Genomic DNA, 20590 nt, shown 5'->3' with positions numbered 1-20590 from the left:
AGAAACATATGTCAAGAAAAGAGTTTTTTGCACAGTTGGTTGATGCCCGAAGAAATGGTTTTATAGAGTTTAAAGAGCTTAAAGAAAATGGCCAAAAAGTAGTTGGCACCTATTGTACGTATACTCCCAAAGAGTTAATTACCGCATCGGGTGCTATACCAGTAGGCTTATGTGGTACTAAAGAAGAGCCTATAAAAGCAGCAGAGCGTGATTTACCGCGTAATTTATGCCCCCTTATTAAATCTAGTTATGGTTATGGCATAACAGATAAATGCCCATATTTTTATTTTTCGGATATGTTAGTTGCAGAAACAACCTGTGATGGCAAGAAAAAAATGTACGAGCTACTAAGCAAGGTTAAACCCATGCATGTTATGAATTTGCCTCAAACAACAGAGGGCAAAGAGGCCTGTGAGTTGTGGAAAAACGAGTTATATAAACTTAAAAGCAGATTAGAACAAGAGTTTAATACCGAAATAACTGAGCAAAAATTAAAAGATGCCATAGCCTTGCACAACGAAGAGCACCGAATTTTACGAGAGTTTTATGAGCTAGGTAAACTATGTCCACCTGCAATTAGTGGTAGTGAAATGCAAATTGTGCTTGAGGCCAATAATTTTACAGCTAATAGAGATGATTTACTACAGGATGTAGTAGAAATTACGCAAACTATCAAAAAAGAATATGAACAAGGATTTAAACCAATATCTAAGGTAGCTCCCCGAATACTTATAACAGGCTGCCCTATGGGTGGGGTTAATGAAAAGATTACTAAAGTTATAGAAGATTTAGGAGCAGTAGTTGTTTGTTTTGAAAACTGTGGTGGTGTTAAAAACCTAGAGCTAAACACAGATGAAACAATAGACCCCTATGATGCCCTAACTAAAAAATACCTCAATATTTGTTGCTCCGTAATGAGTCCCAATAAAAGTAGATTAGATTTACTAAATCAATTAATAGATGAATACCAAGTAGATGGGGTAGTTGAGGTAGTTTTACAGGCCTGCCATACCTATAACATAGAAGCTAAAACCATAAAACAATTTGTAAACGAAGAGAAAGAAACCCCATATTTAATGCTTGAAACAAACTTCTCGCAAAACGACAGCGGCCAAATAAAAACCCGCTTAGAAGCATTTATAGAAATGCTTGGTTAGGACTTGACTTTGTCTTCGTGGTGTGGATAATTCACATAGTGAATTATGGGGTGGGAATGCCTGTTGGGCATTCGGTGTGGGCTGTCGCGATTTTTTAATGTCATTGCAGATTTAAAAATGTCACTATCTTTATGGCAATAAGTTTTTTTTCTGTAATTAAATAGATATTCATGCGATGCGTCAGCGAGCATACTCTCCCGTAACCCAAGGGGTTACCCACCCCGCAACCTAAAGGGTTGCCCACCCCACAATGCCGTAAGGCGAGTCCCCCCCGTATTTCACAAAGTGAAATACCCACCCCAATAAAAAAGTTGTAGTTATTTTAACTACAACTCTTTTTTATTCTATAAAGGTTGTCTTTGCAGTGGCATACTCATACAGCGAGGGCCACCTCTACCTCTAATTAATTCAGAGTCAGCAATTTCAAGCACCTCAACTCCATGTTGACGTAACACAGCATTAGAGGCTTCGTTACGGCTGTAGGTTACAACAACACCTGGGGCAATTGCTAGGGTATTTGTACTATCATTCCATTGCTCTCTAGCTGCGGTAATTGGGCATCCACCGCCACTTCTTATTAAATCAATTTTGTCTATATTAAGAGACTTCTCTAGGGTATGAATGAGAGAATCTGTTATTGCATTGTACTTTAGTACATCTTTACCACGACTAATTTTAAATAGTCTAAATGCATTGTAAATGCCAGGGTAAACTGTAAACTTATTATAGTCTACCATAGTAAATACAGTATCTAAATGCATAAATGACCTAACCTTAGGGATTTGCACTACTAAAATTTCTGTAAGTTCAGGTAATTTATCAAAAGCATTTTGGGCTAATCTTTCAATAGCAAAAGGTGATGTTCTTTGGCTACAGCCAATAGCTATTACCTTATTACTCAAAATTAAGATATCTCCACCTTCAATACTGCTATCATCATTTACATGGTGAATTAATGGTGTTTTACTTTTATTAAATAAAGTATGATATTCATATACATATTGTAATAATAAGCTTTCACGTTTTCTGGCAGCGGTATTCATGGTATTAACACTCAAAGCATTACCTACAACTGTAGCTGGATCTCGCATAAAGTATAGGTTTGGAATTGGGTTTAAGAAAAATTTATGATGTGCTTTAATATGGTCAGCTAAAGTAAACTCACGTTTAAGGTGATTAGTTTCAGACTTTTCTAAACCCGCTATTAAGTATTCAACAACCTTTTCACTGGGTTGATCAGTTAAAAAGTCATGTAATACAGACTCTAAAGCTTTACTACGTAAACCCGCATCTTGTAATACAGCCTTAATAATTATGTCTTTTTGATCTTTAACTTTAATAATGTCTTCAATTAAATCTTCAATATAGTGAACATTAACCCCTCTACTTCTTAAAACATCAGCAAATCCATCGTGTTCAACTTGCATTTGTTTTACCCATGGTATGTCGTCAAACAATGATTTTTCAAGGTTTTCTGGAGTTAATCTTTCTAGCTCTTTACCAGGACGGTGCAATAATACTGAATTTAACTTACCTATTTCTGATTGAATATTTAAAAATACTTGTTTTTCATCCATTCTCAACTTCCTCTCTAGCTATATTTTTATGAACTTATCACCTATCTTTAGCTAAATGATTGTTTTTTTAGGCATGAATGTTAAACAATCGCAGGGTTAGTATAGCACCCCGAAATATGTCGAAACAAGGTAAAAGGGCAAAATGGATTAATATTCATTGTAATGTATGGAATTTCATGGTTGCATAAACTAAAGATTTTAAGGATTTTAAGTAAAAAAATGCTGGTAATAAAGCCTAATTGTATTGATTTTAGAGTAAATATTTGTTATTGTGAATGTAATTGAATAGTGTCCTTGGGGTGCCACAATTGGCTGGCTGAGATAAAAGACCATAATCTTTTGACCCATGAACTTGCCCTGGGTAATTCCAGCGAAAGGAAGGCTGTATGAAATTATGACCATGTTCTTTTTCTGGAACATGGTTTTTTTGTGATATAAGCGACACATAAATAAAAAAGTGGGGTGTAATAATGAAAATTGCATGTACAATTGCAGGCAGTGATTCATGTGGTGGTGCAGGAATACAGGCCGATATAAAAAGCATGAGTGCTAATGGGGTTTACGCTATGAGTGTAATTACAGCAATTACAGCTCAAAACAGCCAAGGGGTTTTTGCGGTGCAGGATGTTGACCCCGGGATTATTAGCAAACAAATAGAGGTTTTATTTGAGGATATTAACATAGATGCAGTAAAGATTGGTATGGTATCCCAAATAGCATCCATAGAAGCAATAGCCACATCTTTAGCTAAGTATAACTATAAAAATATAATACTTGACCCTGTAATGGTCTCAAAAAGTGGTTATAAACTGTTGTTACCTGAGGCTGAAAATAGCCTAATCAAAAGGCTCTTGCCAATGGCTTTAGTGGTAACGCCTAATATTCCGGAGGCAGCGGTTTTTGTAAAAATGCCGATTAAATCTATAGCAGATATGAGACAGGCAGCCCTTAAAATACATGCTCTTGGCCCTAAATATGTTTTGTTAAAGGGTGGGCATTTAAGTGATGAGATAGCTGTAGATATTTTATACGATGGCAACGAGTTTTTTGTTTATAAAAGTAAACGAATTAATACCAAAAATACGCATGGCACAGGATGTACGTTATCGAGTGCTATCGCAGCCAATATTGCCAAAGGAATGGCTGTTCCAAAGGCTGTAGAAAAGGCTAAACAGTATATAACTGGAGCTATTGTGAATAGTTTTAGTATTGGCAAAGGGGTAGGTCCTACCCACCATTTTTATGAGTTTTATAGCTCTAATAGTAAATAGATTAATCATAATAAGGCATTAATAAAATACTCAATAAGGAGAATAATTTAATGATAAACAATAATAGTTTTGCCTTAGCGTTAGCTAAGTTAAAAGAAAAAGCACCTTTAGTTCACAATATAACAAACTATGTTTCAGTAAATGATGTAGCTAATGTTTTATTAGCTATTGGGGCATCACCTGTTATGAGTCACTCACCCCAAGATACCCAAGATTTATTAGCAGTTGTAAAGGCAGTTGGGGGGGCTTTGGTTTTAAATATTGGCACCCTAGACACAGAGCAGGTAAAAAATATGTTATTTGCTGGTGCTAGAGCCAATGAGCTAGCAGTGCCTATTGTTTTAGACCCAGTAGGAGCTGGTGCAACTAAATTTAGAACCGAAACTGCTCTAAAATTAATCAAGGAGATCAAAATAGACTTAGTGCGTGGCAATATGTCGGAAATCAAGGCCCTTATTGGGTTAGCAGGTCAAACTAAAGGAGTTGACTCGGTTGCTGATGAAAGCGATGGTAAAGTAGTTGCTGTACAGGCCAGTAAACTGCTAGGTACTAATGTTGCTATAACTGGAGCAACTGACTATATCTGCAATGGTAAAGAGCTAGTTAAAATTAATAATGGCGTTAAATACTTAGCTAAGGTTACTGGAACTGGCTGTATGACTACTGCTCTTATAGCAGCATTTTTGACCCTTGCAGAGCCTATAGAAGCCGCCAGTTATGGTATTTGTGCTATGGGTTTAGCAGGTGAACTGGCGTACGAGAACCTAGGTGATGCTGGCATTGGCACCTTTAGAACTAAAATATTTGATAAGATAGAGCAGCTAAATGATCAAATTATTAATTCACGAGGTAAAATAAGTTATGAAAAATGTTAATTACACACTATATTTGGTAACAGATAAAAAAATAATGGGTAACAGAGATTTTTATAACACCATTGAGCAGGCCTTAAAGAGTGGAGTAACTCTGTTGCAAGTGCGTGAAAAGAATATGGGATCTAAAGAGTTTTACGAAACAGCCTTAAAGCTAAAAACAATGTGTAAAAAATACCAAGTTCCTTTAATTATTAACGATAGGTTAGACATAGCTTTAGCTGTAGATGCCGATGGTTTACATGTGGGTCAAAGTGATTTGCCTATAGAGCTATGCAAAAAATTATTCCCGAATAAAATAATTGGAGTATCTGCTAACAGCTATAATCATGCCCTAAAGGCCTATGAAGCAGGGGCAGATTATATTGGTTTAGGGGCAGTATTTCCCACCAACTCTAAAGATGATGCTGTAGTCATTACTGATGATATTAACAAAATTGTTAAGGAAATACCTATTCCTATTGTCGGCATAGGGGGCATCAATGAAAATAATTGTGGCCAGTTAATGCAACAAGGATTTGCTGGGGTGGCTGTTATATCAGCAATTCTAGGCAAACAAAATGTAGCTAAAGCCACAAAGAACTTATTAAGTAAATTAGTTATAAGCTGATTTAATATACGCTAGAATAATAAGAGGCTGTCGCATTAGCAGAAATAAAAAAGCTAATGTGGCAGCCTTTTTGCCAATAAAAATAACTTAAACCACAAACATAAAGAGAAAATAACTATGCGATTGTAGGAGTTAGTACGTATTTTGCAAAATGGATGGACTATAGATTAAGGTGCTGAGGCGTAGAGATTATCATTTTAGCAATACCATCTTCTTTCCTCTTTGCGCACTTTGTGGTTTCAATATAAATATTAATTCTTTACTCTAAGCTCGATTTTTAAACCTTAAATTGTAATAATATACTAGTAACAGCTTTAAAAATCAGGATCCACAATTAGTTAATAGATTTTAGACACAAAGGGCACGAAGAAAAAGATTGCTTAAAAAGATATATGTAACTATAACGCCACTCGTAATAGCAGGACTGTGTCTGCCTTTTAAAGTAAGAGCCTAAGTAAGAGGTGTACTTTGCGGTTTATAACAAAAATGTATTAGCTTTAAGTAAGATTTATAAACCAATAAATACTGCAGCCTAGGTATAGACTTTGTAGAGTTAGGGAAACAGCTACTTTTATGAATCATATGTTATACTAAGTTTTAGTAAATAAAAGAAAATGGAGAAATATTTATTATATGATGAAATTATCTTTAATGAGTAGGGTTGTGGCAACTATAAATGAAGAACATAGTTCACCCTTAGCTCATGAAATTGCTAGTAGATGGTTTAATGACATTAAAAAGGTGATTTACTGGCGTGCTAGCTCAAACTTTATTTTTGAAGTAGTTACCAAACAAGACAGTTATGTTTTAAGATTTAACTCTATTAATGAGCGATCTGTTGATTTAATTAAAGCTGAAGTTGAGGTGCTCAATTACTTAAATGATAATGGCTTTAGTGTTTGTAAACCCCTAAAATCATTGACAGGAAACTACTACGAACTAGTAGATAGCAATTTAGGAACTTTTATAGCAATGGTTTATAAAAGAATAGCTGGAGTTATGTTTGAATACCATGAAATTAATGAGCAACAATTAAAACTTTGGGGAGCAGAATTAGGTAAACTACATAGTGCATTACAAAACCAAGTTCAATTGCATAATAGACCTAATTGGCAAGATTTAATGGGTTTTATTAAAGAGCATATAAAAAATAATGAAACACAACTGTTAAATGAATATCATAAAATATATGAAGCCCTTAGTAAACTACCTGTTAATGAAAATAATTATGGACTAATTCATTTTGATTTTGAAACAGATAATATTATATTTAATAACAATGAAATATCAATTATAGACTTTGATGATATGTGTGTACTATGGTTCGCTGCAGATATTTTATACGCTGTTCGTAGTATGTTTGCCAATGAAAAGATAGACATAACTAATAAAGATTTTAATAGATTTATAGAATCCTATAGATTACATAAAGAAGTTAGCGACGAAGAACTCACCTTATTACCTCTTTTTATGAGGTTTCATAGGCTTTATCTTATAGCCAGACTAAGAAGATCTTTAGATATAACAGATTTTAGCCAACATCCAGAATGGATAGAAAAACTAAGCAATAAAGTACAGCAAAATTATATCCAAAGCTCAATTAGAGATATTGAAAATAAAGTTATTCATATAAGATAGGGTGGACTCGTTTTACTTCGTGGAGTTGATAATTCACTCTGTGAATTATGGGGTGGGCTCGGTTTTCAAAACCTCGCGGGGTGGGCAACCTTTTAGGTTGCGGAGTGTTCGCTTCGCTCCATAAAACATATTATTCTTGCTTCGCATCGTAATGTTTTCATAGAGGATACTAAAAATTATTTATGTGACATTTTTTGTTTTAATAATAGTATAAATACTCCTGTATCCATAAAGGAAACTCCACTCTATCATTTGTGGAGTGGAGTTTATATATATAATTAGCTTATTACCATAAGCATATGAAAATATAAGTATCATTTTTAAATCTACAATAATTTTTAAAACCGCGCTAGCCCAAACCGTGTTCCTATCAGGAACACCCACCCCGCGACGTGAAACGAGCCCACCCCATATTTCACTCTGTGAAATATCCACCCCACGAAGTCTATTAGGCGAGTCTAAAGCTTGCATTTCATAAAAATTGCAACCTCATTATAGGGGTAGTTATTATCGTAATAAGACAAATCAAATCCATCTATGGTAAAGCCATTTTTTTTATAAAATTCAATAGCGTTTACATTAGTATTTTGAGTCTCTAGTGCCACAATTCTTAGTTTGTTTTCAATAGCTATTTCCTTGGCTTTTGCCAACAATTCCGTACCAATACCCTCGTTATGATGTTTATCAGAGACCTGTATTAAATCTATAAAAAGAGTTTTATTCCACTTGCGTATGTCCAAAATTATTACACCTAATAACTCGTTTTCTAAATATGCTGCATAGCAATTTCCTTGTTCTAAGACAGTATTATAATAATCCAAGTGGGTTTGTAGTATCGGCCAAGTCTTATCATAAGGCTCCTTTAGGGCCTCTTTTCTAAAACGAATTATTAGCTCATTATTAATAAAATACCTCTCAACTACATACTTTTCATTTGCTGTGTAGCCATACTTACCTAACTTGTTTAAATCTGTAATAGAAAAGCTGGTAATCTTTTCAATAATCATATTGCCACCGCCTTACATATGTAATAAAACTATTATATTTTATGTATTATAAAAATCAACTAGTTTATTAAAATTTAATATATTATTTATTATTATTCAAGTTTTTACTAGTAGAATTAAGCTATCATAATAAATAAGAGGTGAAATAAATGAAAAAACATGGTATTAGTATTAGAATAGCTTTATACATACTGTTTGTGGCTATTCTTTTAATTCCTTTAATAGAATTCATGGGTGGTGTTCAAGTAGTGGGAAAGAGTTTATACAAGTCTGTAGAAATGCAGCAACTGCGAACTGATTATCAGCTTGTTAAGGAAATAGTAGACCTTACAACTAAAAATGTTAGTAAGATAAATGACTATAATACATTTAAAACAATTATGACACCATATCTTAATGACAATAGTAGATTAATTCTACATAATGAAAAAAACTATGTTTTATTCGACTCACATGATAACACTCCCAAAACTAAAATTATAAACCCAGACTATTTAGGTAATTCAGATTTAAAATTCAAGTATTCTTTTTTTGCCTATAACGCTAACTTCATAAACTCTAAAAATGGGAAATTCACAGTAATGAATTCAAATCATGATGAGGATTGGTATCGGTATGAGTTTAAGATAAATCAAGAAAATAATGATATTTATGGAATGTATATTGTAAATTATACTGATTTATTAAATTCTATCTCATCTAAAGCACACTTAAACTCTAAAAGACTAAGTGCTTTTATGTATGCCTCACTTATAGTAATTGTTTATATTCTTTCTAGAGTAATAAAGTGTAAGATGCTTATTCCTCTCAATCAACTAAACAGTTCAGCAAAAGCTATAGCTAATAAGGATTTCACTAAAGAAGTTACCTATAACAAAAACGATGAGATGGGTAAATTTTGTAATGCCTTTAATGACATGAAACAACAGTTATTAATAAGTAGGCAAAACCTAGTACAAGAGTCGGAGGCACGTAAATTATTAATTGGCAATATAGCCCATGATTTAAGAACCCCAATTACCTCTATTAAGGGTTATATTGAGGGTCTACAAGACGGTATTGTTAAAGATAAACAGGCTTTAGAGCGATACTATAAAGTAATAAATGACAAAACTAATGAACTAGATTTTTTAATAAACGATTTATTTACCTTTTCACAGCTTGAGTTAGGTCAGTTAAAAGTTAATCAAAAGCCTGTTAAAAAACTAGATTTATTAAAGCCATATTTAAATAAAGAGTATGAAGTGCCTATCGTCATAGCTGAAAGCTGTTTAGTAGAAAATGAACTTTTATACATAGATAAAAAACAAATTGATAGGGTTTTTAGAAATATAATTGTTAATTCAGTAAAATTTGGGGCAAATAATATTAATATATGTTGCAGAGTTGTAAACGATTTTTTGCAAATAACAATTACAGACAACGGTATTGGCATAGAATCAAATAACATTAAAAAGGTATTTGAAAGATTCTTTACTTATGTACCAAATAACGCTGAAAAAGCCGGTGGCTCAGGAATGGGTTTAGCTATCTGTAAAGAAATAGTTGAACTGCATAACGGACAAATAAAAGCAAAAAGTGAAAAAGGTGAAGGTACTAGCATAGTATTTACCTTGCCACTTTTTAATTAATAAGAAGGGAGCATAAAGCTTGAGTGACTTAATTATTGTAGTTGATGATGAAAAAGAAATAGCAGAATTAATTAGAGACTATTTAGTAAGCGAGTCTTATAGAGTTGAAATAGCTTATAATGCAAAAGATGCTTTAAAACTTTTTAACTGCTTACAACCAAGTTTAATGATATTAGACATAATGATGCCTGGTATGAGTGGTATGGATTTATGCAAAAAAATAAGAATGTTGTCTAATATACCTTTATTAATGCTAAGTGCCCGACAGAGTGATGTAGATAAAATTTTATCTCTAGGCTTTGGCGCTGATGACTATATGACTAAGCCTTTTAGTCCTAATGTATTAGTAGCACAGGTAAAGGCTTTGTTGAGAAGATATAAAGAACTTTCTGCTAGTAAAAAAAATAATCTTAAATTTAAGAGTTTGGTTATAGACCTCAATAACTACAGTGTTAATTTACATAATAAACCAATACAGCTTAATAATAAATCATTTCAGCTACTTAGTTATTTAGCTCAAAACCCCCATAAGGTGTATACTCGCCAACAGTTATATGATCAAATTTGGGGTTATGAATATACTGGAGATTTAAACACAGTTACAGTACATATTAGAAAACTTAGGCAAAAACTCGAGCAAGACAGTAACCAGCCAACATATATTAAAACAGTATGGGGAGTAGGATATAAATTTGACCCTAGTTAATTTGCATAGACATTATTCCCTTTCATATTTCATAAATTAAAATGTATATTTAAAAACGTTAGGAGAAAATATGTGGTCAATTAGTAATGTAAAAGAACAGGCTAAGCGAGTATTAAATGGAACATATTGGTCAGCTTTTTTGGTTTGTTTGTTAGTTGCAATAGTGAATGGAAACTATAGTAATACTTTTCGTTATACCTATGAACATAAGGATTACTATCTCACTAATTCAAATTATATTAAAATAGCAGTGGGTTTGTTAGTAATTATGGTGATACGCATTTTAATCGGATATATTCTTGATGTTGGTTCACGTAGATACCTATTAGATTTATGTAAAGGGCATAATAATATAGGTACTATAGGGTATGGCTTTTGCAAGAGTAGGTATACAAATATAGTTAAAACCATGCTCTACAAAAACATTCTATTATTCTTGTGGTCGCTGCTTTTAATTATTCCAGGAATAATAATGTCATATGCGTATAGGTTTGTGCCATATCTTTTAGCAGATAACCCTAACATGAAGCCAAGCCGGGCGTTAGAATTAAGTATGGATATGACTGATGGGCATAAATGGAATTTATTTGTGTTTGACTTAACTTTTTTAGGATGGTATATATTAGGTTCAATAGCATTTGGCATAGGTATTTTTTTTGTATTCCCTTACCAAGAAACAGCCTTAACAGAGGTCTACAATCAACTAAAATTAACAGCGATTACAGATAAATTAACCTGCTACAAAGAATTATCAGAGCCAGAAGAAGTAGTTTAACAGTATTAATAAAAATCAGGAAACTTAGCTGTTTCCTGATTTTATATTTGGTATTAAAGTGAAGCTAATATAACCTGGTTTTTACCATTTCTTTTGCCTTTATATAAAGCGTCATCAGCTTTTTTAATGGTACCCTCAATGCCTAGTTCATCACTATACTCTGCAATTCCCATGGTAATAGTTACCGAGATTTCTTCCACATCACATTTATATAAAGTGCTTGTTACTAGTTTACGCATTCTTTCTGCAAAAACTTTAGCTTTCTCTATGTTAGAGCAGGGCAGTAAAAATAAAAACTCTTCTCCGCCCCATCTACAAAATAGGTCACCTTCACGTAAAGAAGACTTAAGAGTGTTTACAACAGATTTTAGAATAGCATCACCACATAAATGACCATAGGTATCATTTATACTTTTAAAGGAGTCTATATCCGCAATAATAACTGTAAATGGCTCTATATTATTGCCATTGGAAATATGCTCTTGAAATATTTCTATGGCATATCTTTTATTATAAATACCAGTTAGGTAGTCGGTAGTTGACGCTATTTTTAGTTTACCCATCATTTGCTTTAAGTCAATATTTTTTTGCTGAATTTCAACTACAGCTTTCTGCAATGAAATAATAGACGCCTGTAAGTCCTTAATTTGTTGTTTCACTGCTAAATGAGAATTTACTCTAGCAATAAGTTCTTGTGCAAAAATAGGTTTGCTAATATAGTCAATACAACCGTGTTTAAAGCCTGCCACTATTTCTGCTTCTGTTGTATCATAATCAATTAAAATAATAGGAATACTGCTAAAGTCTTTACTATTTTTCAGTTTATAATCTAGGTCTTTATGCACGTCATATAGCTTAGCATAATATACAATTAAATCAGGAAGGTTAAAGTCTATAAAATCGAGAGCTTGGCATTCATTTGTAGTATATTCAACCTGATAATTAGCGTAGCTAAACGCTTGGTGAAGGTCACTGTAAATTTGCTTATTATCATTAACTATTAAAATAACATATTGCTCATGATTAGTCACTAGGCATTCTCCTAAATTAAATAGTCACTGAAACTAATATTGACAAGTTTATTTTAGCACTTTTAAGAAAGAAGAATAGTCGAATTTTAGCAGGTAGCGAGCTTATAACATATTTACAACAGATAAAATCAAAATATCTTACTATTTTACAGTAATTGTTGTTGAATTTAGTACCAACTCCGAATTAAACTTTGAACTTAGCTTTTTAATCTCTTGATAAAACTCTGCTGTTTGTTGCTCATTCATGGAGTGAGGTCTACCTTCAATAGGCGTTAAGGGATATAAAGTAGTATCAATAATACCTTGTTTATTGACCTTAATCACAGCTGAAAATGTATCTCTTCTATGTTCGTTTGTTGGTGGAAACACAAAATTTCCCAGGCTATAAAAAACAAGTCCACCATTATATTTTTCCACCGCCTGCACAACATGAGGGTGATGTCCCATAATAATATCTGCCCCGTTATCTATTAATAAATGAGCTAGCTTTGTTTGTTGGGTAGTAGTTTCTTTTTCACGCTCAATTCCCCAGTGTAGCGCTACAATAACTATATCTGAATTATCTCTTAAATATTTTATATCTTCTAAAATGTTGTCATTAATAAACTCAACACCTGCACTATTTGCATTGCCTTGCCAAAGCTTGTGATGCCAATATGGAACAATAATTTTGTCTAAATAAGAGGCTAATCCAATTTTAATGCCTTTATAATTAATAATAGGGGGCATTTGTTTTTCTTGAGCATTTTTAAAATAACCAACACAGGTTATGTCTGCTTTTTTGCAGTATGAAACAGTATCAATTAAGGCATCTGGGCCATAATCAAGGGCATGGTTGTTAGCAAGAGCTACTGCGTTTATCTTGGCGTGTTTTAATATTTCAACAGTATTTGGGCTTGACCTAAATCTATAGGCTTTATTATTAATTTCGGTACCTCTATCCGAAATAGGGTTTTCAAGATTAGTAAAAATAAAATTATCTTTACTTAAAATATCATCATTTAGTTTTTCAAAAGCATAGTTTGTATTTTCTTGTTTTAACTCATTTTCAAGATGGTAAAGCACCGTATCACCTAATAAAGTAATATTAATGCGGTTGTAGTCCGCTGTAGTAAACTCAAAACTAAACTCTTTTGTACTAGGTTTTCTAATATGATGTTTTACTCCAGCACTAAGCTTTACTGTATAAGTAGTCTGGTGTATTAAATCAGTTTTAGGCTTAATTATTAGGGTTTTATTTTCTTTTGTATACTGCCATTCATATTCTATATGAGGAGAAATACTTAGGTTATCAATGGCACTTTGAGCATTGATATTTGTATTAAAACCAATAGTAATATTTGTGTCTACTTTAGTGTTTTGGTGCATAGGGCCATAACTTATAACCGTAGGTTCAGAGTTAAACCACATTACTGTTATAATAATAATTACCGTTAATAAAATGTAGTAGAAAGTTTTCATATTAAATCACCCCAATGAAGTTAATATAACATATATATAGAGTTAAAAAAAATAAGAATTATTAAAACGTGTTTAATAATTACCAAATTAAATAAGCTAAGAACTTATAATGTAGTGCTTATTTATGTTATTATAATAATATATCCAGAATAATATAGGAGTGAAAACATGGCTCGACCACCTAAACAAAGAAGAATAGAAACAATACCTCAGTTTATATATTTTAAACCGGCAGGTGTTGCTAAATCGAGACTAAAAGAATACACAGTATCTTTTGAAGAGCTCGAATCCTTAAGGCTTAAGGATATAGAAAATTTAGATAATGAACAGTGTGCTGTAAAAATGAATGTGTCAAGAACAACCTTTCAAAGAATACTAGCATCAGCCAGAAATAAGGTTGCAATGGCCTTAATTAATGGTGGAGCAATTCGTATTGATGGTGGTAATTATCGGCTAGCAGACGAGCTATTGCAGTGTCCACATTGTACATTTAAGTTTAAAGAAAATGTTAGATGTGATAAAGAAGATAAAGATATAAATTGCCCCAAGTTTATTGCCAGTCAAAAATAACAACAGTACTACGTATTAAATATTCAATACCATAAAATCAAACCCCCTTCGTAGTGGCAGGCCTTGTGTCTGCCTATTTAATTACAAAGATTTAATTAATAATTATAGTAAGAATTTTCATTATACGGACTAGCAATGTCAGGCCCTGCAACGTAAAAATTTTGCTCGTAATAAATAAATATATGGACATATGCACATTAAGGCGTTATAATTATAGATGACATATGACTAATATGGAGGTGTAAAAATGAAAATTGCAATACCTGTAAAGGGTAGTAAACTAACAGACGTAATTAATGAACGCTTTGGTAGGTCTGAGGCCTTTATAATTTATAACGATGGTGAGTTTAAAGTTATCAATAATGAGGCCGCTAATGCCCCAGGCGGAGCAGGAGTATCTACTGCTCAACTTATGTGTGATGAAAACGTAGAAGTTATTCTTGCAATGCGCGTTGGGCCTAAGGCCTTAGATGTTATTAATACAGCTGAAATTAAACTATATGAAGCCAAAGAAGGAACAGTAGCAGAAAACATACTGGAATTTGAGGCAAAAAAACTAAAAAAGTGTAACTAAGGAGACTTAAACTATGATAATTGCAATACCAACAGATGGAACCAATGTTGCAGCCCATTTTGGCCGCTGTGAAAAATATACCTTATTTAACTATGCTAATAACACTGTTAGTGATGTAAGAAATTTAGCCAATCCAGGACATGAACCTGGTTTTTTACCAAAGTATTTAGCAGAGCAAGGAGTTAATTGCATTATAGCTTCTGGCATGGGTGGAAAGGCTCAAGATTTATTTAACCAATATAATATAAAAATGATTTTAGGATGCCAAGGTGAAATAAACAACGTTATAGAATTGTACTCAGCTAATAAATTGGTTGCTGGCGAAAGTACCTGCGATCACGACGAGCATGAGGATCATTGTCAGTAGAGGGTGATTATAAAGTGCGCATTGTAATTGCTAGCGGCAAGGGGGGTACAGGTAAAACATTTATCTCTACCAACCTTGCTTATAGCTTGGGCCAAAATAATAGAGTTCAATTAATTGACTGTGATGTAGAAGAACCAAATAGCCATATTTTTATACCAGTAAGTGATAGCGAAACAGAAATTGTAAAAAGCTTAGTGCCTGTTATTGATAATGATAATTGTTGTCATTGTGGCTTATGTGCTGAGCGTTGTCAGTTTAATGCTCTATCGGTACTAAAAAATAAAGTACTTTTGTTTACAGATATATGTCATAGCTGTGGGGGCTGTATATTATCTTGCCCTAATAATGCTATAACTGAAGGAAGCAAAGAAATTGGCACAATTGAGTCGTATCATAATAAAAATATAGATATGGTAATTGGAAAACTTAAAGTAAGAGCGATACAGGCTCCAGAGGTTATTAACGAAGCGTTAGCTAAACAGCAAAAAAACTATTTAACAATAGTAGATGCTCCACCAGGAACATCCTGTACAGCAATAGCTGCTGTTAGTGAGGCAGATTTTTGTGTATTGGTCTCTGAACCTACTCCCTTTGGATTACATGATTTAGAGCTTGCTGTAGATATGGTTAAGGCACTTAACGTTAAAGTTGCTGTTGTAATAAATAAATATGAAACCAGCGATAGCTTAACAGAGCGTTATTGCAAAAGAAATAATATACCTGTAATTGCCAAAATACCTCAAAAAAGAGAAGTAGCACAGGCCTATGCTAGTGGTAAGTTAATTACTGAAGTTAACCCTAAGTACCAGCTTAAGTTTCAAAATCTTTATAGCAATATAGAGAGGATGATTAAAAATGACTGAATTAGTAGTGTTAAGCGGTAAAGGTGGAACAGGCAAAACTAGTATTACAGCAAGTTTAGCAGTTATGGCAAAAAATTCAATATATGCAGATTGTGATGTAGATGCAGCCAATTTACACTTATTATTAAACCCCCATATTCACGAAACATATAACTTTGTGGGTGGAATAAAGGCTCAAATAAATCAGGACAAATGTATAAAATGTAATGCCTGTGTGAATAATTGTCGGTTTCATGCCATAAAAGACTACACTGTAAATCAAATTGCTTGTGAGGGTTGTGCTGTTTGTTATTATAGTTGTAAAAATAATGCTATAACTATTGAAGACCATGAATCTGGAGAGTATTACTTATCGGAGACAAAGTATGGTCCTATGGTTCATGGTAGATTGGGTATTGCAGAGGGTAATAGTGGTAAACTCGTAGCAAAAATAAAACAAAAGGCCTATCAGCTGAAAACTAAAGATACCGAACTAATACTTATTGATGGTCCGCCAGGCATTGGTTGTCCAGTGGTTTCAGCTCTTACAGGTGCAGATAAAGCACTAGTTGTTACAGAACCAACTCTTTCAGCAATACATGACTTAGAGCGAATTTTACAGCTTATTAAACAGCTTAAGGTTGAGGCCTTAGTATGTATAAACAAAGCCAACTTACACCTAGAAAACTGCAAACTAATTGAAGATATATGTACAAAAAATAATATAAAAATAGTAGGTAAAATTGACTACGATAAAATATTTATTGAGTCTGTTGTAAATAATACTCCTGTTGTAGAATATGCACATAATACATTAATAAATAAACAGCTTGAAGATCTGTGGATAAACATTAAAAAAAATTAAAAAATAAATTCTTTTATTGTTGACATATGCACATAATAGTATTATAATGTGCATAAGCACATAAAAGGGAGGTTTTATAATGCCTAGATTTGATGGTACTGGTCCTAATGGTGAGGGCCCAAAAACAGGACGTAATAGAGGAAATTGTGAAGGTAGTGTAGCATATGGTTTCGGTAGAGGTCGAGGTTGTAGAGGCAATCGAACACGTGGTTTAGGTTTTGGTAGAGGCTATAACAGCTTTAATAATAATGAACAAACTTTAACAGAAAGAATTAGCTCATTAGAGAATCATCTAAGCCAACTTAAAGAATTAAATAAAGAACAAAAGAACTAGTGACTAAATATTAAGTACTAACTTTAGCAGGATTTTATTAAAGTTAGTACTTTAATATTTTAAAGCAGTTTGTTATGTTATAATTTAAATAAAGTAGGCAAATTTTAAAGTAGATTTTCAAATGACGTAAAGGCTAATAAACTAAAACTATATAGTAGTTAATTGAATAATTGCTTTAGGTTACAGTAACAATAAAACGTAGATTTTAGTTAATACTAATCTTAAGTTTAACGACTAAGGTTATGTAAAACATACATGTAAGGAGAGATAAATATGATTAGTGTTGGTAAACCAGCCCCTAACTTTTCTGCCCCTGCTTATATTAAAGGTGAGTTATCTAAAGTTGATTTTAGTTCTTATAAAGGTAATTGGGTATTATTAGTTTTTTACCCAGGAGATTTCACCTTTGTTTGAGCAACAGAAGTTGCAGCAGTTGCTGACAAATTTAAAGAATTACAGAAACTTGGTGTAAAAGTATTAACAGTTAGTGTTGATAGTATTTTTGTACATAAAGTATGGGACGAACAAGAGCTAAGCAAAATGGCAGAAGGTGGAGCCCAGTTTCCAATGTTATCTGATCAAGGTGGTAAAATTGGTAGCATGTACGGAGTATACGACGAAGAAAAGTTTGTTAATAATAGAGGCAGATTTATAATTGATCCTGATGGTAATGTACAGGCCTTAGAAATAGTAACACCTTCAGTAGGTAGAAACCTATCAGAAACAATTCGTTTAATTCAAGCCTTACAGCATGTAAGAAATAGTAAAGGAAAAGAAGCGACCCCAGCAGATTGGGTACCAGGTGAAAAAACCTTAAAACCTAATGCCGAACTTGTAGGTAAAGTGTGGCAAGAATGGAAAGTAAAAAAGTAAACAAATAAAAAGTATAAAGGGCAGTCAGCTAATGGATTTTTTATTACTGGCTGCTTTACTGTTTACATCATATTATGTGTTCAATACCTTAGTACAAAGCAATAACACTGAGTTATTTGTGCCTTATAGCTTTTAAGTATGTTGAGTTTTTAAATATGTTATAATTAATTTATGTCAATTAAGTAGTATAAATGTCAATCAAAATGTGAGCATTATTACAATCTCAAATTAAGCAATTATTATAATAAACTTAAAGCACAAATCAGCAATAATCCTTAACACAACAGATTCACCTCGTCCTGACTATAAGGTGTTAATAAATCTCCCTAAAGCATGATAATAATTAGCTTGATAACATTTGTTTATAAAGATATTTCTTTTTTTATATTTTGAGATATAAAAATATAAATTCTCACTGCTATTGAATTTGAGTTTTGTTCAATTTGAAATAAAAATTTACTATTAGGAGACACACATGAAAATTACTGTTATAAATGGAAGCCCTAAAGGCAACTATAGTGTAACCTATCAATCTGCAAAATACTTGCAGGCTTTAGCTAGTACAAAACATTGCTTTACAGTGCATCATGTGGCTCAGCGTATTATTAGCTTAGAGAAAAATAAAGCATATTTAAACGAGGTTTACTCTTCTATGGTAAACAGTGATGTTGTTCTGTGGATTTATCCTGTATACACATTTTTAGTACCCTATCAGCTAATTAAGTTTATTGAACTTTTAACAGAGAATACCGATGTTTGCAAGCTTAAAGGCAAGTATACTAGCCAGTTATCTACATCTCGCCATTTTTATGACCACACAGCCTATAATTATTTACTGCAAATATGTGAAGACTTTAATATGAACATTATTCCAGGTCATATTTCAGATATGGAAGATCTTAAACGGGTTGAGGGTCAAAAAAATCTAGCTACCTTTTTAAAAGAAATTGAACTACATGTAAATAACAATTTTACATCTAGTAAAAAATATCTAGCGGTTCAACACGATATAAATAAGTATCAATCAAATAATCTAAAAGAAATTACGCCAAAAGAAAAAACGTATAAAATTACACTAATAACTGATTGTAATGAAGCAAACTCTAATTTACAACAAATGATAGATACATTTATTAAGTTAATGCCAAATAGTGTTCAAGTTTTAAACCTAAATAATGTAGTTATCAAAAGTGGATGTATTGGGTGTATGCACTGCACTATTGAAGGAGTTTGTGTTATTAAAGATGATCACAAAGAGGCATTTAATACCTATGTGACAGGCAGCGACTGTGTCATTTACGCTACTAACATAAAAAAACATTCTTTTGGTAGTTTATTTAAAAAGTTTACAGACAGACAATTTAGCAATGGTCACCGTATTAGCTCTATGGGAAAACCTATAGCCTATTTAGTTTCTGGAAACCTAAGTGCGGAGCCGAATCTACGAGAAATTATAGAGGCTCGTTGTGAGGTAGGAAAACTATATTTATGCGATATAGTTACTGATGAAAATAATTCAGCTACTATAAGCCATAATATAGAGTCATTAACAAAGAAAATAATGTGGGCTTTAAATAATAAAGCAGAACGCCCTGTGAATTTTTTAGGGGTAGGAGGAATGAAGGTTTTTAGAGACTTAATATACTCTATGCAGGGTCTTATGTTAGAAGATCATAGGTTTTATAAACGGTATAAACTATACGATTTTCCTCACAAAAATAAGCTTTCAATTATGCAATCCTATTTAATAGGTTTAATGATGAAACCTAAAGCAGTTAGAAAAAAAATTATGCCTCAATTAAAAAAACAACTTATTAAAGAACATCAAACAATAATAAATAAAGTAACCAAAGATAAATCAACAATAAATAAAAAAGACTAGCTTAGCTAAAGCTAGCCTTTTAAACCTAACCGTTCTTTTTCATGCAATACATATCATACATTGACATGCAGTGACGATAGTGCATATTCATATCTCTATTCATATTCATCATCATATCTTTTGAACACTTTGTTGGAGACATATTCATGATTTCCTTGCACTTACTCATCATCTTTTGCTGATCCATCATATATGATTTCATCATTGAGCAATACTTTTTCATTGTGATAATCTCCCTTCTAGGTATCAGCCCTCTCGTTGCATAATATGAGAGTTTGTACCAAAAGGTGATAACCCAAAAAAGCTTTATCAAGTAGCATCATTAAACTTGGCAGTGCTTTTTAGCTAAACACTTTAGGGCTAAATAACAGTCATATTCATTTTTAGCATATGTAAGCATTTTCTTCTTAACTTTTTCATTAGGGGCTGAGCCGGCAATTTTGCAGTATTTTTTATATGATTCGTATTGTTGCTTTTTAGCTTCTTTTAAAAGTGTACAGAATTTGCTCAAAGCATAAACCTCCCTTAGTCTTAATTTAACTCTTGT

At 32.6% G+C, this 20590-nt stretch carries 21 protein-coding genes, 1 pseudogene and 1 riboswitch; of the genes and pseudogenes, 16 read left to right on the top strand and 6 right to left on the bottom strand.

Annotation, left to right across the window (positions count from 1 at the left end):
• The first annotated feature begins 8 nt into the window (after window positions 1–8).
• Window positions 9–1157, top strand: a complete 1149-nt coding sequence (locus IMX26_RS07915; protein ID WP_195161132.1) for a double-cubane-cluster-containing anaerobic reductase — start codon at window positions 9–11, stop codon at window positions 1155–1157.
• A gap of 344 nt (window positions 1158–1501) precedes the next feature.
• Here the strand turns inward: IMX26_RS07915 and IMX26_RS07910 are convergent, their stop codons facing one another.
• Window positions 1502–2734 carry an arginine deiminase gene (locus IMX26_RS07910; protein WP_195161131.1) on the bottom strand — a complete coding sequence of 411 codons (1233 nt, stop codon included), beginning with the start codon at window positions 2732–2734 and terminating at the stop codon, window positions 1502–1504.
• Window positions 2735–3019: 285 nt separating this feature from the next.
• Window positions 3020–3130, top strand: a riboswitch (TPP riboswitch).
• A 74-nt stretch (window positions 3131–3204) separates the two neighbouring features.
• Here IMX26_RS07910 and thiD point away from each other — a divergent pair.
• The 4 genes from thiD to IMX26_RS07890 all read left to right on the top strand — a co-directional run bounded on the left by thiD (window position 3205) and on the right by IMX26_RS07890 (window position 7125).
• Window positions 3205–4005: a bifunctional hydroxymethylpyrimidine kinase/phosphomethylpyrimidine kinase gene (thiD, locus tag IMX26_RS07905; RefSeq protein ID WP_195161130.1), complete on the top strand. Its 801-nt coding sequence runs from the start codon at window positions 3205–3207 to the stop codon at window positions 4003–4005.
• A 50-nt stretch (window positions 4006–4055) separates the two neighbouring features.
• Window positions 4056–4880 (top strand): hydroxyethylthiazole kinase, encoded by an 825-nt coding sequence (thiM, locus tag IMX26_RS07900; RefSeq protein ID WP_195161129.1) that lies wholly within the window; start codon window positions 4056–4058, stop codon window positions 4878–4880.
• Window positions 4867–5487 carry a thiamine phosphate synthase gene (gene thiE / locus IMX26_RS07895; RefSeq protein WP_195161128.1) on the top strand — a complete coding sequence of 207 codons (621 nt, stop codon included), beginning with the start codon at window positions 4867–4869 and terminating at the stop codon, window positions 5485–5487. The genes thiM and thiE overlap by 14 nt, the downstream gene beginning before the upstream one ends.
• Before the next feature lie 633 nt (window positions 5488–6120).
• On the top strand, window positions 6121–7125 hold the full coding sequence (locus IMX26_RS07890; protein WP_195161127.1) for a phosphotransferase: 1005 nt from the start codon (window positions 6121–6123) through the stop codon (window positions 7123–7125).
• 458 nt (window positions 7126–7583) lie between these two features.
• Here the strand turns inward: IMX26_RS07890 and IMX26_RS07885 are convergent, their stop codons facing one another.
• Window positions 7584–8132, bottom strand: a complete 549-nt coding sequence (locus tag IMX26_RS07885) for a GNAT family N-acetyltransferase (protein ID WP_195161126.1) — start codon at window positions 8130–8132, stop codon at window positions 7584–7586.
• A gap of 149 nt (window positions 8133–8281) precedes the next feature.
• On the opposite strand from IMX26_RS07885, the gene IMX26_RS07880 reads away from it, so the two are divergent.
• From IMX26_RS07880 to IMX26_RS07870, 3 genes are all read left to right on the top strand, one after another.
• Entirely contained in the window at window positions 8282–9763 is a 1482-nt protein-coding gene (locus IMX26_RS07880) for a HAMP domain-containing sensor histidine kinase (RefSeq protein WP_195161125.1), read from the top strand.
• Window positions 9764–9782: 19 nt separating this feature from the next.
• A complete protein-coding gene (locus IMX26_RS07875) occupies window positions 9783–10469 on the top strand; it encodes a response regulator transcription factor (protein WP_195161124.1) in 687 nt (228 codons plus the stop codon).
• Window positions 10470–10539: 70 nt separating this feature from the next.
• Complete coding sequence (locus tag IMX26_RS07870; RefSeq protein WP_195161123.1) at window positions 10540–11244, top strand: DUF975 family protein; 705 nt, start codon at window positions 10540–10542, stop codon at window positions 11242–11244.
• 53 nt (window positions 11245–11297) lie between these two features.
• On the opposite strand, the gene IMX26_RS07865 is transcribed toward IMX26_RS07870, so the two are convergent.
• Complete coding sequence (locus tag IMX26_RS07865) at window positions 11298–12275, bottom strand: diguanylate cyclase (RefSeq protein ID WP_195161122.1); 978 nt, start codon at window positions 12273–12275, stop codon at window positions 11298–11300.
• Between the two features lie 141 nt (window positions 12276–12416).
• Window positions 12417–13736 (bottom strand): CapA family protein, encoded by a 1320-nt coding sequence (locus tag IMX26_RS07860; protein WP_195161121.1) that lies wholly within the window; start codon window positions 13734–13736, stop codon window positions 12417–12419.
• Between the two features lie 168 nt (window positions 13737–13904).
• Between IMX26_RS07860 and IMX26_RS07855 the strand changes: the two genes are divergently transcribed.
• The 8 genes and pseudogenes from IMX26_RS07855 (at window position 13905) to IMX26_RS07820 (ending at window position 20043) form a co-directional block, all read left to right on the top strand.
• On the top strand, window positions 13905–14306 hold the full coding sequence (locus tag IMX26_RS07855) for a DUF134 domain-containing protein (RefSeq protein WP_195161120.1): 402 nt from the start codon (window positions 13905–13907) through the stop codon (window positions 14304–14306).
• Between the two features lie 247 nt (window positions 14307–14553).
• A complete protein-coding gene (locus tag IMX26_RS07850) occupies window positions 14554–14880 on the top strand; it encodes a NifB/NifX family molybdenum-iron cluster-binding protein (RefSeq protein ID WP_195161119.1) in 327 nt (108 codons plus the stop codon).
• A 13-nt stretch (window positions 14881–14893) separates the two neighbouring features.
• Entirely contained in the window at window positions 14894–15247 is a 354-nt protein-coding gene (locus IMX26_RS07845; RefSeq protein ID WP_195161118.1) for a NifB/NifX family molybdenum-iron cluster-binding protein, read from the top strand.
• On the top strand, window positions 15238–16110 hold the full coding sequence (locus IMX26_RS07840; RefSeq protein ID WP_195161117.1) for an ATP-binding protein: 873 nt from the start codon (window positions 15238–15240) through the stop codon (window positions 16108–16110). The genes IMX26_RS07845 and IMX26_RS07840 overlap by 10 nt, the downstream gene beginning before the upstream one ends.
• On the top strand, window positions 16103–16954 hold the full coding sequence (locus IMX26_RS07835; protein WP_195161116.1) for an ATP-binding protein: 852 nt from the start codon (window positions 16103–16105) through the stop codon (window positions 16952–16954). The genes IMX26_RS07840 and IMX26_RS07835 overlap by 8 nt, the downstream gene beginning before the upstream one ends.
• 79 nt (window positions 16955–17033) lie before the next feature.
• Window positions 17034–17288: a DUF5320 domain-containing protein gene (locus IMX26_RS07830; RefSeq protein ID WP_195161115.1), complete on the top strand. Its 255-nt coding sequence runs from the start codon at window positions 17034–17036 to the stop codon at window positions 17286–17288.
• 270 nt (window positions 17289–17558) lie between these two features.
• Window positions 17559–18161, top strand: a pseudogene (prxU, locus tag IMX26_RS07825) (thioredoxin-dependent peroxiredoxin); the annotation flags it as partial.
• Window positions 18162–18636: 475 nt separating this feature from the next.
• Window positions 18637–20043 (top strand): NAD(P)H-dependent oxidoreductase, encoded by a 1407-nt coding sequence (locus tag IMX26_RS07820; protein ID WP_195161113.1) that lies wholly within the window; start codon window positions 18637–18639, stop codon window positions 20041–20043.
• 25 nt (window positions 20044–20068) lie between these two features.
• Here IMX26_RS07820 and IMX26_RS07815 read toward each other — a convergent pair whose 3' ends face one another.
• Both IMX26_RS07815 and IMX26_RS07810 read right to left on the bottom strand, forming a co-directional pair.
• Window positions 20069–20266: a hypothetical protein gene (locus tag IMX26_RS07815; protein WP_195161112.1), complete on the bottom strand. Its 198-nt coding sequence runs from the start codon at window positions 20264–20266 to the stop codon at window positions 20069–20071.
• Between the two features lie 99 nt (window positions 20267–20365).
• Window positions 20366–20554, bottom strand: a complete 189-nt coding sequence (locus IMX26_RS07810; protein ID WP_195161111.1) for a hypothetical protein — start codon at window positions 20552–20554, stop codon at window positions 20366–20368.
• Between the last annotated feature and the right edge of the window lie 36 nt (window positions 20555–20590).

The sequence above is a fragment of the Clostridium sp. 'deep sea' genome, from assembly GCF_014931565.1.
Taxonomy (GTDB): Bacteria; Bacillota; UBA994; order PWPR01; family PWPR01.
The sequence above is the reverse complement of the archived record's forward strand: the minus strand, read 5'-3'. Positions and strand labels throughout refer to the sequence as shown.

Excerpts from the sequence above, each read along its gene's own strand:
- IMX26_RS07855 (WP_195161120.1), top strand. The coding sequence starts at position 13,905 with ATGGCTCGACCACCTAAACAAAGAAGAATAGAAACAATACCTCAGTTT.
- IMX26_RS07830 (WP_195161115.1), top strand. The coding sequence starts at position 17,034 with ATGCCTAGATTTGATGGTACTGGTCCTAATGGTGAGGGCCCAAAAACA.
- IMX26_RS07850 (WP_195161119.1), top strand. The coding sequence starts at position 14,554 with ATGAAAATTGCAATACCTGTAAAGGGTAGTAAACTAACAGACGTAATT.
- IMX26_RS07890 (WP_195161127.1), top strand. The coding sequence starts at position 6,121 with ATGATGAAATTATCTTTAATGAGTAGGGTTGTGGCAACTATAAATGAA.
- IMX26_RS07870 (WP_195161123.1), top strand. The coding sequence starts at position 10,540 with ATGTGGTCAATTAGTAATGTAAAAGAACAGGCTAAGCGAGTATTAAAT.
- thiD (WP_195161130.1), top strand. The coding sequence starts at position 3,205 with ATGAAAATTGCATGTACAATTGCAGGCAGTGATTCATGTGGTGGTGCA.
- IMX26_RS07845 (WP_195161118.1), top strand. The coding sequence starts at position 14,894 with ATGATAATTGCAATACCAACAGATGGAACCAATGTTGCAGCCCATTTT.
- IMX26_RS07835 (WP_195161116.1), top strand. The coding sequence starts at position 16,103 with ATGACTGAATTAGTAGTGTTAAGCGGTAAAGGTGGAACAGGCAAAACT.
- IMX26_RS07860 (WP_195161121.1), bottom strand. The coding sequence starts at position 13,736 with ATGAAAACTTTCTACTACATTTTATTAACGGTAATTATTATTATAACA.
- thiM (WP_195161129.1), top strand. The coding sequence starts at position 4,056 with ATGATAAACAATAATAGTTTTGCCTTAGCGTTAGCTAAGTTAAAAGAA.
- IMX26_RS07880 (WP_195161125.1), top strand. The coding sequence starts at position 8,282 with ATGAAAAAACATGGTATTAGTATTAGAATAGCTTTATACATACTGTTT.
- IMX26_RS07885 (WP_195161126.1), bottom strand. The coding sequence starts at position 8,132 with ATGATTATTGAAAAGATTACCAGCTTTTCTATTACAGATTTAAACAAG.
- IMX26_RS07910 (WP_195161131.1), bottom strand. The coding sequence starts at position 2,734 with ATGGATGAAAAACAAGTATTTTTAAATATTCAATCAGAAATAGGTAAG.
- IMX26_RS07815 (WP_195161112.1), bottom strand. The coding sequence starts at position 20,266 with ATGAAAAAGTATTGCTCAATGATGAAATCATATATGATGGATCAGCAA.
- thiE (WP_195161128.1), top strand. The coding sequence starts at position 4,867 with ATGAAAAATGTTAATTACACACTATATTTGGTAACAGATAAAAAAATA.
- IMX26_RS07915 (WP_195161132.1), top strand. The coding sequence starts at position 9 with ATGTCAAGAAAAGAGTTTTTTGCACAGTTGGTTGATGCCCGAAGAAAT.
- IMX26_RS07820 (WP_195161113.1), top strand. The coding sequence starts at position 18,637 with ATGAAAATTACTGTTATAAATGGAAGCCCTAAAGGCAACTATAGTGTA.